Origin of the sequence: Streptomyces sp. C1-1 (genome assembly GCF_050214755.1) — a bacterium.
GTDB lineage: Bacteria > Actinomycetota > Actinomycetes > Streptomycetales > Streptomycetaceae > Streptomyces.
The window spans coordinates 4,261,868-4,275,122 of record NZ_CP189826.1 but is presented as its reverse complement, the minus strand read 5'-3'; the positions used below and the strand labels follow the sequence as shown (position 1 = coordinate 4,275,122).

The window sequence follows — 13,255 nt, the reverse complement described above, 5'->3', positions numbered from 1 at the left end:
ATAGGGACGGAAGCGCGTGGACCTGTTCGAGTACCAGGCGAGGGACCTCTTCGCCAAGCACGATGTACCGGTGCTGGCCGGTGAAGTCATCGACACGCCTGAGGCGGCCCGCGCAGCCACCGAGCGCCTCGGTGGCAAGTCTGTCGTCAAGGCCCAGGTGAAGGTCGGCGGCCGCGGCAAGGCCGGTGGCGTGAAGCTCGCCGCCACCCCGGACGAGGCCGTCGCCCGCGCGACGGACATCCTCGGCATGGACATCAAGGGCCACACGGTCCACAAGGTGATGATCGCCGAGACCGCTCCGGAGATCGTGGAGGAGTACTACGTCTCCTTCCTCCTCGACCGCGCCAACCGCACCTTCCTCTCCATCGCGTCCGTCGAGGGCGGCGTGGAGATCGAGGAGGTGGCGGCCACCCGTCCGGAGGCCGTCGCCAAGACCCCGATCGACGCCAACGAGGGTGTGACCGAGGAGAAGGCCCGCGAGATCGTCGCGGCCGCGAAGTTCCCGGCCGAGGTCGCCGACAAGGTCGTCAACGTCCTCGTCAAGCTGTGGGACACCTTCATCAAGGAGGACGCCCTCCTGGTCGAGGTCAACCCGCTGGCCAAGGTCGCCTCCGGTGAGGTCATCGCCCTCGACGGCAAGGTGTCGCTGGACGAGAACGCCGAGTTCCGTCAGCCGGAGCACGAGGCCCTCCACGACAAGGAGGCGGCCAACCCGCTCGAGGCCGCCGCCAAGGAGAAGAACCTCAACTACGTCAAGCTCGACGGCGAGGTCGGCATCATCGGCAACGGCGCGGGTCTCGTCATGAGCACCCTGGACGTCGTCGCGTACGCCGGTGAGGCGCACGGTGGCGTCAAGCCCGCCAACTTCCTCGACATCGGCGGCGGCGCCTCCGCGGCCGTCATGGCGAACGGCCTGGAGATCATCCTGGGCGACCCGGACGTCAAGTCCGTCTTCGTCAACGTCTTCGGCGGCATCACCGCGTGCGACGAGGTCGCCAACGGCATCGTCCAGGCCCTGAAGCTCCTGGAGGACCGCGGCGAGGACGTCACCAAGCCGCTGGTCGTGCGTCTGGACGGCAACAACGCCGAGCTGGGTCGTCAGATCCTCTCCGACGCCAACCACCCGCTGGTGCAGCGCGTGGACACCATGGACGGCGCGGCCGACAAGGCCGCCGAGCTCGCGGCTGCGAAGTAAGGGACGAGGGAACACAGCCATGGCTATCTTCCTCAACAAGGACTCCAAGGTCATCGTCCAGGGCATGACCGGTGCCACGGGCATGAAGCACACCAAGCTCATGCTGGCCGACGGCACGAACATCGTCGGTGGCGTGAACCCGCGCAAGGCCGGCACGTCCGTCGACTTCGACGGCACCGAGATCCCGGTCTTCGGCACGGTCGCCGAGGCGATGGAGAAGACGGGCGCCAACGTGTCCGTCCTCTTCGTGCCGCCGGCGTTCGCCAAGGCCGCCGTCGTCGAGGCGATCGACGCCGAGATCCCGCTCGCGGTCGTCATCACCGAGGGCATCGCCGTCCACGACTCGGCCGCGTTCTACGCGTACGCCGTGTCCAAGGGCAACAAGACCCGCATCATCGGCCCGAACTGCCCCGGCCTCATCACCCCGGGTCAGTCGAACGCCGGCATCATCCCGGGCGACATCACCAAGCCGGGCCGCATCGGCCTGGTCTCGAAGTCCGGCACGCTGACGTACCAGATGATGTACGAGCTGCGTGACATCGGCTTCTCCTCCGCCGTCGGCATCGGTGGCGACCCGGTCATCGGCACCACCCACATCGACGCTCTCGCCGCGTTCGAGGCCGACCCCGACACCGACCTGATCGTGATGATCGGTGAGATCGGCGGCGACGCCGAGGAGCGGGCCGCGGCCTTCATCAAGGAGAACGTGACCAAGCCGGTCGTCGGCTACGTCGCGGGCTTCACCGCTCCCGAGGGCAAGACCATGGGCCACGCGGGCGCCATCGTCTCCGGCTCCTCCGGTACGGCCGCCGCGAAGAAGGAGGCCCTCGAGGCCGCCGGTGTCAAGGTCGGCAAGACCCCGACCGAGACCGCCAAGCTGGCGCGCGAGATCCTCGCCGGCTGAGGCACCCACCGCACGCCCGTGGGCCCGCCCCCCTTGGTTGGGGGGCGGGCCCACGGGCGTGTACGGGGGGCATGGGGAGCGGGTGACCGCGCGACCGCGGTCAACGTCCCAGTGGCACCAGCCTTTCCGGGCCGTGCGCCGTCTGACTGCGCAGCCAGGCCCGGAGTTCCGTCTCGTCGTCCGACATCGCGCCCTGCGACACCCGCGGCGGCAGCCCCTGGATCGGCCGTCCCCTGGCCACCGGCGGCTCGTAGTGCGTGGGAGCCGTCCCCAGGGCGAACGAGGTCGTGCCGATCAGGGCGACGGTGAAGGCGATGGCGGCCTGCGTCCAGAACCGGGTCCGCCGTTCGCCGCTCGTCCGCACCTGCGGCGGGTTCGTCGCGCGCAGCCGTTCCGTCGCGGCCAGCGAGGCGAGGCGGCGCCGCAGTTCGGGTGGATCGGCCAGGTCCGGGAGGCGCGCCGCGACGACCTCGCGGGCGTGCAGCAGGCGGCCCGCCGCGGCCGGGGTGCTGGCCTCCGTCTCCGCCGCCGCCTCGGGCAGGTCCAGGCCCACACCGTCGTACAGCAGGAGCGTGCGGCGGTACGGCGGCGGGAGTTCGAGGAGCGCGGCGAGCAGGACGCGGTCGGAGGGGTCGGCCGGTGGCGCCTCCGGGTGGCGGTAGCGGGGGCGGAAACGGTGCCAGGGGGAGAGGGCGCAGTCGTACGCCGCCGCGCGCACCCACCCCGCCGGGTCCCGGTCCCGGGCCACCTCGGGCCAGCGCTGCCAAGCGAGTTGGAAGGCCCGCTCGACCGACTCGCGGGCGAGCTCGCGGCGGCCGGTGAGCAGGTAGGTCTGCCGTACGAGGGCGGGGGCGCAGAACGCGTACAGCGCGTCGAAGGCCTGAGCGGGCGCCAGCGGCGCGGACGGCTCCGGTTCCTGAGGCTGCGTCACGGACTGCCCTTTCGCACGGAAAAGTACATAAACATATATTGAGCGACACTTCGGTGGTTCGCCTGTTACGACGGGAAAGCGCGTGTCGTTGGGAGCATGACGGTCGTGATCCAGATGACCGCTCGCCGACCGTCCCCGTCGTCCCTGCTCATGCGTCTGCGCGACCGACTGCCCGGACTGGTCGCCAGTCTGTTGGGTGGCGTCGCCGCCGCCGGGCTGGGGCTCGGATCGCTCGCCATGCTCGTGATCCTGCTGTGGATCAGCTCGCCCTATCCCGACAGCGGACCCGGCGGCGCGCTGCATGTCGCGGCGGCGCTGTGGCTGCTGGCGCACGGCGCCGAACTCGTCCGCACCGACACGCTCTCCGGGGCCCCCGCGCCCGTGGGCGTGACGCCGCTGCTGCTGCTCGTCGTGCCGGTGTGGCTGGTGCACCGGGCGGCCCGGGACGCGGTCGACGGCGGCGAGGAGGAGGCGCCGGGGGCGTCGGGCCGGACGGCGTGGGCGGGCGTCGTACTCGGCTATCTCGGCGTCGGCGCGGCCGCCGCGCTGTACGCGTCCGGGGGTGAGCTGCGGCCCGACTGGGCGTGGACCGCGCTGTGTCCGCCGCTGCTCGTCATGGGGGCGGCGGGCCTGGGGGTGTGGACGGCGTACGGGCGTCCGCGCGAGGCGCTGGACGGGGTGCTGATGCTGTTGCCCGCCGGGCCGCGGCGGCTGTTCCTGGGGGCGGAGGGGTGGACCCGGCTGGGGGTCGCCGCGCGGGCCGCGGGGGCCGGGGCGACGGTGCTCGCCGGAGGCGGGACGCTGCTGGTGGGGGCGTCCCTGCTCTGGCACGGCGAGGCGACCCGGGCGTCCTTCCTGCGCCTGACGGAGGGGTGGTCGGGGCGGTTCGCGGTGCTGCTGCTGTGCGCGGCACTGGTGCCGAACGCGGCGGTGTGGGGGGCGTCGTATGCGCTGGGCCCCGGATTCGCGCTCGGCGTCGGCCACATGGTGAACCCCGTGTCCTCGGCGCCGGCGTCGCTGCTGCCGCCGTTCCCGCTCCTCGCGGCCGTGCCGGAGGCGGGCCCCGGAGGATGGGTGAACTGGGCCGCGGGGGTGGTGCCGGCGGCGGCCGCGGTGACGGTGGGCCGGCTGGTGGGGCGGGCGGGGCCGGCCGCGGGCACCGACGCTGGAAACGTGGTGGCGGGTACGGACGGGTGGTCCCAGGGCAGGACCGCGGGTGTCGCCGGGCTGGCGGCCCTGTTCTGCGCGGCCGGGGCCGGCGTGCTCGCCGCGCTGGCCGGCGGACGGCTCGGGGTCGCGGCGCTCGCCCGGTTCGGGCCGGTGTGGTGGCAGGTGGCGGGCGCGGCGTTCCTGTGGATCGCGGCGCCGGCGGTTCCGACGGCGCTGGCACTGCGGACCTGGGGGCGCCGGCCGAGGAGGGGGCGCGACAAGCGGGCCGTGGAGCCGACGGCACAGGCGCCGGAAGGCGGACGCCGGCCGGCCGGGCCGTTGTACGCCGCGGGAGCCTGGCTCGCCATCCAGAAGGGCGCCGCGGGAGGCGGGACGCAGACGGCCGACGACACCGCGCCCGTGCGCTACCGCGAGGCATACGGCCGGTCCCGCGCCGAGACCTACGACCAGACGACCTACGACCAGACCTATGGCCAGTCCTACGACCCGGATGACGACGTCTACCGCCCGCTGCTCGCGCAGCGCGACACGACCTTCGAGCCGTACGACCCGCTGCCGGCCGAACCGCCACGGCCGCACCGGCCGCCGTCGTCGCAGCAACCGTCGTCGCAGCCGCAGCCGCAGCCGCAGCCGCCGTTGCCGCAGCCGCCGCAGCAGCCGTCGGAGCCGGCGCGCTCCCCGTGGTGGCCCGACGAGGCCGACGGAGAGGACTCCCCCCGGCCGTGACGGGGCCGGAGCTCCGCTAGCCGTTCGTCCCCAGCAGCCCCCGCAGCTCCGCCGGCAGCAGGTGGCTGCAGGACTGCTTGGCCGCGTTGGTGAGGGCGTCGTTCGTGCAGGTGTAGTAGTCGCGGTAGACCAGCTGGGCCGTGAACGTCGCCGCCACCAGGGCGATGGCCAGGGAGGCCGTGACCAGGCCGCTCACGGCCGCCGTCGTCTGGGGGCGGTAGCCGGCGTCGGAGGTCGGGGCGTTGTTGTTGTCGCCGGGTCGGGTCTTGGCGCGCAGGGCGCTGCCACCCCAGTACAGGGCGAGGGCGCCGAGCAGCAGGGACACGTACGGCCAGCTGAAGAGGGCGAAGAAGAAGGCCCACATCCCGCACAGGAGGGAGTAGCGGGCGCGGCGCTGCACCGGGTCGGTCGGGTCCCAGCGCATGCCCGCGCCGCCGGGCGTGGGACCGCCACCGGGACCCTCGGGGCCGGAGGCCGGGCCGCCGGGGCGCTCGCCGAAACCGCCGGAGGAGCGGCCCGGCTGGCGGTCGCTCCACTGGCTGCCCCAGGGGGAGTGGCCCGCGGAGCCCCCGCCGTCCTCGCCGCCCGCCGGGCGGCGCGGCTGCCAGGGCCGGTCGGGCGTGCCCTCCGGCGGCGGGGCGAAGGGGTTGTCGTCCTGCGCGCCGCCCGACTCGTCGTCCTTGCGGTCCGAGGGCGCGTCGGGCGGTGAGGCCGGGCGCTCACGCAGCAGCGCGGCGCCGCGCTCCCCTCCCTGGGCCGGGAGCGGGGGGAGCGTGAGGAGTCGCAGACTGCGGTCCGACATCAAGAGAGCGTCTTCCCCTTGGTGAACGTGTTCGTGAACCTGGCGAGCTTGCTGGGTGCGGCGGTTCCTGCGGGAGCCGTCACACGGTCAACGCACCGCACGACGGGCGCGTTCCCGAACCGGCTCCTCCCAGACGCTACCTTCCGGCCACGCCCCCGTCCCGTGGGGGCCGCCCCGTGTGCCGGTATCGTTGCTGACGGTCGGCCGCTTCGTAGACTTCCCCGTATCCCGGGGCGCGAAGCATTCGTACGAATGTACAAAGCGCCAAGTCATCGCGTACGGCGGTCCGGCCGCCGAAGAACGCTCCCCCGAGAAAGGGCCCCACCGTGGCCGCCAAGCCCGTGGTCAAGCGCCTCGTCGTGCTGGTCTCCGGATCCGGCACCAACCTGCAGGCTCTCCTCGACGAGATCGCGGCCACCGGGACCGAGGCCTACGGGGCGGCGGTCGTGGCCGTCGGCGCGGACCGCGACGGCATCGAGGGCCTCGCGCGCGCCGAGCGGGCCGGGCTGCCCACCTTCGTGTGCAGGGTCAAGGACCACGAGACCCGGGACGAGTGGGACGCCGCCCTCGCCGAGGCCGTGTCCGCGTACGAGCCGGATCTCGTGGTCTCCGCCGGGTTCATGAAGATCGTGGGCAAGGAGTTCCTGGCCCGCTTCGGCGGCCGGTTCGTGAACACGCACCCCGCGCTGCTGCCCAGTTTTCCCGGAGCCCACGGTGTGCGGGACGCGCTCGCGTACGGCGCCAAGGTCACCGGCTGCACCGTCCACTTCGTCGACGACGGCGTCGACACCGGACCGATCATCGCCCAGGGCGTGGTCGAGGTCCGGGACGAGGACGACGAGAGCGCTCTGCACGAGCGCATCAAGGAAGTCGAGCGAAGGCTGCTCGTCGAGGTCGTGGGGCGGCTCGCCCGCAACGGCCATCGCATTGAGGGACGAAAGGTAGTTATCCAGTGACCGCCACCGCCGGGACCAGTAAGCGGCCGATCCGCCGGGCGCTCGTCAGCGTCTACGACAAGACGGGCCTCGAAGACCTCGCGCGCGGCCTGCACGAGGCGGGCGTCGAACTCGTCTCCACCGGGTCCACGGCCGGCCGTATCGCCGCCGCCGGTGTCCCCGTCACCAAGGTCGAGGAGCTGACCGGCTTCCCCGAGTGCCTGGACGGCCGCGTCAAGACCCTGCACCCCAGGGTGCACGCCGGCATCCTCGCGGACCTGCGCCTGGAGAGCCACCGCGAGCAGCTCGCCGAGCTGGGCGTGGAGCCGTTCGACCTCGTCGTCGTCAACCTCTACCCCTTCCGTGAGACGGTCGCCTCCGGCGCCACCCCGGACGAGTGCGTCGAGCAGATCGACATCGGCGGCCCCTCGATGGTCCGCGCCGCCGCCAAGAACCACCCGTCCGTCGCGGTCGTCACCAGCCCCGACCGTTACGCCGACGTCCTCAAGGCCGTCGCCGACGGCGGCTTCGACCTCGCCGCCCGCAAGCGCCTGGCGGCGGAGGCCTTCCGGCACACGGCCGAGTACGACATCGCCGTCTCCTCCTGGTTCGCGTCCTCCTACGCGCCCGCCGAGGACGGCTCGCAGTTCCCCGAGTTCATCGCCAGCAGCCTGGAGCGCGCCCACACCCTGCGCTACGGCGAGAACCCGCACCAGCCGGCGGCGCTCTACACCTCCGGCACCGGCGGTCTGGCCGAGGCCGAGCAGCTGCACGGCAAGGAGATGTCGTACAACAACTACACGGACACGGACGCCGCGCGCCGTGCCGCGTACGACCACGACGAGCCGTGCGTCGCGATCATCAAGCACGCCAACCCCTGTGGCATCGCGATCGGTTCGGACGTCGCCGAGGCGCACCGCAAGGCGCACGCCTGCGACCCGCTGTCGGCGTTCGGCGGCGTGATCGCCGTCAACCGTCCGGTGTCGAAGGAGATGGCCGAGCAGGTCGCCGAGATCTTCACCGAGGTCATCGTCGCGCCCGACTACGAGGACGGCGCGCTGGAGGCCCTCGCCAAGAAGAAGAACATCCGCGTCCTGAAGGCTCCGGGCCGGCCCGAGTACCCCGTCGAGGTCAAGCCGATCGACGGCGGCGCCCTGCTGCAGGTCACCGACCGCCTCCAGGCCGACGGCGACGACCCGGCCAACTGGACGCTGGCGACCGGCGAGGCGCTGTCCGCGGACGAGCTCTCGGAGCTCGCCTTCGCCTGGAAGGCCTGCCGCGCCGTGAAGTCCAACGCGATCCTGCTCGCCAAGGACGGTGCCTCGGTCGGCGTCGGCATGGGCCAGGTCAACCGCGTCGACTCCGCGAAGCTCGCCGTCGAACGGGCCGGCGAGGAGCGCGCCCGCGGCTCCTACGCCGCCTCGGACGCGTTCTTCCCCTTCCCCGACGGCCTGGAGATCCTCACCGCGGCCGGCGTCAAGGCCGTGGTCCAGCCGGGCGGTTCGGTCCGCGACGAACTGGTCGTGGAGGCCGCGAAGAAGGCAGGCGTGACGATGTACTTCACGGGCACGCGCCACTTCTTCCACTGACGCCCCGTCCACCGCAGCACGACGGCGCCCCCGCACAGCCACAGCTGTGCGGGGGCGCCGTGATGTCGGTCAGGCGGAACCCGGGCTTCCAGCTTCTGCGGTACGCCGAACTCGTCCTCGTCGCTGATGCCCTTCTGCTTCAGGGACTTGAGGGTCGTGTAGACGACCGTCGGCGGGGCGGAGATCGCCGTCCCAGGGCGGCCAGTCTCGGGGCTGGGCCGGGTGGGGCGCTGGGCGACGCGGACGCGCCGGAGCTGCCGCGGGTGGCGAACGCGCCGGGGCCGTGTCTCCTCGTGCGAGTGAGACACGGCCCCGGGAGGCGAATGGCGTGGATGGGACGCCGTGCGTCGGTCAGTTCTGGATGACCATCGTGCTCGCGGCCTTGTCGTGCCAGCCCTGCTGGCGGCCCGACTTGTCCCAGAACGGGGACAGGTAGACCAGCAGCTGGCCGATGCCGCACAGGAAACCGCCGACGAGCGGGATGATCCAGCGGATGAACGCCGAGCCCAGGCCCGGCTTCTGGCCGGTGTCGGCCTTCACCACGCGGATGCCGACGGCCATCTTGCCCAGGGTCGCGCCGACCAGGCCGGTCATCAGCCACTCGTAGAGCAGGCCGAAGAGCGCGAGGATGCCGATGACCGCGAAGACCTTGGCGCCCATCGACGAGCCGGCGTCGTTGATGCAGGTGTCGTAGTCGGCGGAGTTCGGGTCGCAGTTCTGGGCGGAGCTGATGGAGCCCGCGACACCGGCGAACAGCAGGACGACGTAGACGACGGTGTAGATGATGCCGTCTATCAGACGGGCGCCGAAGCGGCGGCCCATCGAGGCGAGGTTCGGTACGGGACCGCCGGTGTAACCGGGCTGCTGCGGGTAGCCGTAGCCCTGCTGGGGGTAACCCGGCTGCTGCGGGTAGCCGTAACCCTGCTGCGGCGGCACGCCCGGCGGGGGCTGCTGCGGGTAGCCGTAACCGGGCTGGCCCGGCTGGCCGGCGGGCGGCTGCTGCGGGTAGCCGTAACCCTGCGGCGGCTGCTGCGGGTTCTGCGGCTGCTGACCGTAGGGATTGTTGGGCGAGCCGAAACTCATGGCCGGTTTTCCTCCGTTGCACAAGCGGGGACGATGCGGATGGCGCGGAGGAATAACACGATGTGAGCGGTTTGCCCCCCGAACACGAACCGCGATACTGCGCCGTTCATCGTTCTTCACCCCCGACTGGCTTGTCCAGTGGCATTTCGCATGTGTTGTGCAAGTGCAATGTGGCTGATCATGGACGTTCGCCCGGGGCGGCACCCGGATTGGAACCGGGGGGCGGTCATCCGCGAGGATGGGACCATGACCGCCCAGATTCTCGATGGCAAGGCCACCGCAGCCGCGATCAAGTCCGATCTGACCGCCCGCGTGGCGGCGCTGAAGGAGAAGGGCGTCACGCCCGGCCTCGGCACGATCCTGGTCGGGGACGACCCCGGCTCCCAGAAGTACGTCGCGGGCAAGCACCGCGACTGCGCCGAGGTGGGCATCGCCTCCATCCAGCGCGAACTGCCCGCCACGGCGACGCAGGAGGAGATCGAGGCGGTCGTCCGGGAACTCAACGAGGACCCGGCATGCACCGGTTACATCGTCCAGCTGCCGCTGCCCAAGGGCATCGACGAGAACCGCATCCTGGAACTGATGGACCCGGACAAGGACGCCGACGGGCTGCATCCGATGAACCTCGGGCGGCTGGTGCTCAACGAGCCGGCGCCGCTGCCCTGCACCCCCAACGGCGTCCTCACCCTGCTGCGCCGCCACGGCGTGGAGATCAAGGGTGCCGAGGTCGTGGTCGTCGGCCGCGGTGTCACCATCGGCCGCCCGATGCCGCTGCTGCTGACCCGGCGCAGCGAGAACGCGACCGTGACCCAGTGCCACACCGGCACCCGCGACCTCTCGGCCCACCTGAAGCAGGCCGACATCATCATCGCCGCCGCCGGTTCCGCCCACCTGATCCGGCCCGAGGACGTCAAGCCGGGCGCGGCCGTCCTCGACGTCGGCGTCTCGCGCAGCGCCGAGGGCAAGATCGTCGGCGATGTCCACCCCGGGGTCGCCGAGGTGGCCGGCTGGATCTCGCCGAACCCCGGCGGCGTCGGCCCGATGACCCGTGCCCAGCTGCTCGTCAACGTGGTCGAGGCGGCGGAGCGCAGTGTCGGCTGAGGCGAAGCGCCCCGAGGGCGGCGTGGGCGAAACCGGTACCCGGGCGGGCGACACCGGTACCGGCGTGGCGGGCGCCGAGCGCCCGGCGGTGGACCTGCGGCGCCCGGCCCGCACCGGCCGCGCGGGGACGGACCCGGAGCACGAGGTCAAGCACCCCGAGGAGCAGGCGGAGGAGACCGTCCGGGACGCGATCAGCGCGCCCGACGCACAGGGCGTGCCGCGCCGGGTGACGCGCCGCTTCCCGCTGTTCACACGGGACACCGCGCGCCCCGAGGGCGGTGGCCGGGCCGCCCCCGGCGACGCCCCGGCGCCCGCCCGGCAGTGGCCGATCCTCGCCGTCCTCGGTCTGGTCGCCGTCGGCCTGCTGCTGACCGCGCTGGACGTCTTCCGGGTCGGGACCCTGCTGATCGGGGTCGCCCTGGTGGCCGGCGCCCTGCTGCGCTGGGTCCTGCCCGACGTCGGCATGCTCGCCGTGCGCTCCCGCTTCACCGACATCGTCACCTACGGCGTGCTCGGTCTCGCGATCGTGCTGCTGGCGATGATGGTGCAGCCCCACCCCTGGCTGCAGATCCCGTTCCTGAAGGACACGCTGCACTTCACGGTGAGCAGCGGCTAGCCGTACCCGACGCGGTACGACGACGGCCCGTCCCCTCCCCCGGGACAAGGACGGGCCGTCGCCAGGACCACCCTCCCGGACGCTGAAGTCGCTGTTCAACGGCTGTCCGCGCGCTGTGGCACGGAGGTGACCGTTCCGCAACGCGGGAACCATCGACGGGCCGGCTTCGTCACCTGCTCAGACGAGCAGGACGAGGACGCCGTGGAGGTGGGCGATGGGCGGCTGGCAGCCGCTGCCGGACGATCTGCCGCCGGAGGTGCGGCACTTCGTGGAGCAGTTGCGGCTCCTGAAGGACGCGACGGGGCTCAGCCTGGTCGCGCTCGGCGCCCGCACCGCGTACAGCAAGTCCTCCTGGCACCGCTATCTCAACGCCACCCAGCCGCCGCCCCGGCAGGCCGTCGCGGCCCTGTGCCGGATCGCCGGCCTCGACGGCACGGAGGCCGAGCGGTTCGGGGTGCGCTGGGAACTCGCCGTCCAGGCCTGGCCCCGTCCGGCGAAGCCCGCCGGGAGCGAGGAGACCGACGGCTACGAGGACGACCCGACCCTGCCCTGGTGGGACACGCCGGAGGAGGGGAAGCGGGGGCGCGGACCGGGCGGGCGGCTGCTGCTGTACGCCGTCGTGCTGCTTCTCCTGATGCTGCTGACGGCGGTCGTCGGCGCCGTCGTACTCGGGTGAGTCGCCGATGGGACGGGGTGAATACGTCCGTGACGGGTGGGGTTGTCCGTGTGTGGCTGCGGTGTCGATGTATCGGCGAGTTCGCGGATTTGACACAGGGTTGTTCGACGGGGGAGCTAGCGTGACGAGTCCTACCGGGGGCGCACCCGTGCGCCCCCGCCCTGGGAACTGAGACCCTGATGGGGTGCATTCCGGTGGGTAGCCAGGGACGGGGACCTGGCCCGTGCCGGGCACGCGCGAGGTAGGGAAGAAAGCACAACCGGGGGGAAGAGGGGGGAAGCAATGCCTCGTTGGAGGGCCTTGCCGGACGAACTCGATCCGCAGGTCAGGGAGTTCGCGAGCCAGCTGCGGCGGCTCGTGGACCGCAGCGGCCTGAGCATCGCGTCGGTGGCCGACCGTACGGGCTACAGCAAGACGTCCTGGGAGCGATATCTGAACGGCCGGCTGCTCGCGCCCAAGGGCGCGATCGTGGCGCTGGCCGAGGTGACGGGCACCAATCCGGTCCATCTGACGACCATGTGGGAGCTCGCCGAACGCGCCTGGAGCAGGTCGGAGATGCGCCACGACATGACCATGGAGGCCATCCGCATATCCCAGGCGCGGGCCGCGCTCAGTGAGTTCGGGGCGCCCCCGGCGAACGTCAAGGGCGGCAAGACGGCCCGCAGGTCGGGCAGCGCGACGGCGACGCCGGGGATCGCGGGACCGGCGGGCGTGGCGCCGACGGTGCCGCCGCAGCCGACGTCGTCGCCGGACACCCGGGAGCCGGACGGCGCACCGGGCGGATCGTCCGGCCCATCGGGCGGATCGTCCGGCGCCAACTCCTGGAAGATGGCCGGATACCAGGGGCCGTCGCCGGCGGGCGGACCCGCGCAGCAGGCGGCCTCGCCCGCATCGGCCTCCGCGCCCGACGGCGTCGCCGGGACGCCGCAGCCGCCGGGTGCCTTCGGCGACGCCCCGCAGGGTCCGGAGCCGGGGGGCCCGGACACGGCCTCCGGGGGCGCCGGCAGGCGGCGGCTGACGATGTTCCTCGCGGGCGTCGTGGGCGTCCTCGTCGTGATGGCGGCCGTGTTCTACCTGACCGACTACGGCGGCAAGAAGAACGAGGGCCGCCACACCTCGCCGTCGCCCTCGGCCAGCTCCGTCGACCTCCCGGCCGGCGTGAAGTGCGCCGGCGCCTCCTGCACCGGCAAGGACGCGGAGGCCATGGGCTGCACCAAGGACGCCGCCGCGGTGACCACCGCCAAGACCGCCACGGTCGGCACGGCCACCGTCGAGGTCCGCTACAGCAAGACCTGCGGCGCCGCGTGGGGACGTATCACCGCCGCCGCGCCGGGTGACGTGGTCCAGGTGACCGCGGGCAAGGCCAAGGAGAGCGACAGCATCACCCAGGCGGGGGACACCATCGCGTACACGCCGATGGTCGCCGTGAAGGACGCGGGTGAGGCGAAGGCCTGCGCGACGCTGTCGTCCGGCCTCAAGGGGTGCACGCCCTAGGCACACGGACGGAAAAAGGGGGCGGCCGCCCGT

The 13,255-nt window shown here is 72.5% G+C and carries 12 protein-coding genes; 9 read left to right on the top strand and 3 right to left on the bottom strand.

The window, feature by feature from the left end; all coding sequences use genetic code 11:
- Positions 1 to 16 precede the first annotated feature (16 nt).
- Positions 17 to 1,195: an ADP-forming succinate--CoA ligase subunit beta gene (sucC, locus tag ACQF4J_RS19390; RefSeq protein WP_351562576.1), complete on the top strand. Its 1,179-nt coding sequence runs from the start codon at positions 17 to 19 to the stop codon at positions 1,193 to 1,195.
- A gap of 19 nt (positions 1,196 to 1,214) precedes the next feature.
- Entirely contained in the window at positions 1,215 to 2,099 is an 885-nt protein-coding gene (gene sucD, locus ACQF4J_RS19385) for a succinate--CoA ligase subunit alpha (protein WP_249840589.1), read from the top strand.
- A 100-nt stretch (positions 2,100 to 2,199) separates the two neighbouring features.
- Here sucD and ACQF4J_RS19380 read toward each other — a convergent pair whose 3' ends face one another.
- Positions 2,200 to 3,069, bottom strand: coding sequence for an RNA polymerase subunit sigma-70 (locus ACQF4J_RS19380; protein WP_427168600.1), 870 nt, complete (start codon positions 3,067 to 3,069; stop codon positions 2,200 to 2,202).
- Between the two features lie 57 nt (positions 3,070 to 3,126).
- Here ACQF4J_RS19380 and ACQF4J_RS19375 point away from each other — a divergent pair, with 57 nt between their 5' ends.
- Positions 3,127 to 4,926, top strand: a complete 1,800-nt coding sequence (locus ACQF4J_RS19375; protein ID WP_427166290.1) for a DUF6350 family protein — start codon at positions 3,127 to 3,129, stop codon at positions 4,924 to 4,926.
- A 16-nt stretch (positions 4,927 to 4,942) separates the two neighbouring features.
- Here ACQF4J_RS19375 and ACQF4J_RS19370 read toward each other — a convergent pair whose 3' ends face one another.
- The gene (locus ACQF4J_RS19370) at positions 4,943 to 5,728 is read right to left on the bottom strand and encodes a hypothetical protein (RefSeq protein WP_427166288.1); all 786 of its coding nucleotides are present in this window, start codon (positions 5,726 to 5,728) and stop codon (positions 4,943 to 4,945) included.
- Between the two features lie 326 nt (positions 5,729 to 6,054).
- Between ACQF4J_RS19370 and purN the strand changes: the two genes are divergently transcribed.
- Together purN and purH are read left to right on the top strand one after the other, a co-directional pair.
- On the top strand, positions 6,055 to 6,684 hold the full coding sequence (gene purN, locus ACQF4J_RS19365; RefSeq protein WP_351803004.1) for a phosphoribosylglycinamide formyltransferase: 630 nt from the start codon (positions 6,055 to 6,057) through the stop codon (positions 6,682 to 6,684).
- Entirely contained in the window at positions 6,681 to 8,252 is a 1,572-nt protein-coding gene (gene purH, locus ACQF4J_RS19360) for a bifunctional phosphoribosylaminoimidazolecarboxamide formyltransferase/IMP cyclohydrolase (RefSeq protein ID WP_351562566.1), read from the top strand. Before purN ends, purH begins: the two co-directional genes overlap by 4 nt.
- 351 nt (positions 8,253 to 8,603) lie before the next feature.
- Here purH and ACQF4J_RS19355 read toward each other — a convergent pair whose 3' ends face one another.
- Positions 8,604 to 9,335 (bottom strand): RDD family protein, encoded by a 732-nt coding sequence (locus tag ACQF4J_RS19355; RefSeq protein WP_427166285.1) that lies wholly within the window; start codon positions 9,333 to 9,335, stop codon positions 8,604 to 8,606.
- Between the two features lie 246 nt (positions 9,336 to 9,581).
- Here ACQF4J_RS19355 and ACQF4J_RS19350 point away from each other — a divergent pair, with 246 nt between their 5' ends.
- The 4 genes from ACQF4J_RS19350 to ACQF4J_RS19335 all read left to right on the top strand — a co-directional run bounded on the left by ACQF4J_RS19350 (position 9,582) and on the right by ACQF4J_RS19335 (position 13,222).
- The gene (locus ACQF4J_RS19350; protein WP_351562562.1) at positions 9,582 to 10,436 is read left to right on the top strand and encodes a bifunctional methylenetetrahydrofolate dehydrogenase/methenyltetrahydrofolate cyclohydrolase; all 855 of its coding nucleotides are present in this window, start codon (positions 9,582 to 9,584) and stop codon (positions 10,434 to 10,436) included.
- Between the two features lie 190 nt (positions 10,437 to 10,626).
- Entirely contained in the window at positions 10,627 to 11,052 is a 426-nt protein-coding gene (locus ACQF4J_RS19345; protein ID WP_351562875.1) for a DUF3017 domain-containing protein, read from the top strand.
- A gap of 214 nt (positions 11,053 to 11,266) precedes the next feature.
- Positions 11,267 to 11,728 (top strand): helix-turn-helix domain-containing protein, encoded by a 462-nt coding sequence (locus ACQF4J_RS19340; protein ID WP_351562560.1) that lies wholly within the window; start codon positions 11,267 to 11,269, stop codon positions 11,726 to 11,728.
- A gap of 300 nt (positions 11,729 to 12,028) precedes the next feature.
- On the top strand, positions 12,029 to 13,222 hold the full coding sequence (locus tag ACQF4J_RS19335) for a DUF2690 domain-containing protein (RefSeq protein WP_427166282.1): 1,194 nt from the start codon (positions 12,029 to 12,031) through the stop codon (positions 13,220 to 13,222).
- The last annotated feature ends 33 nt before the right edge of the window (positions 13,223 to 13,255 follow it).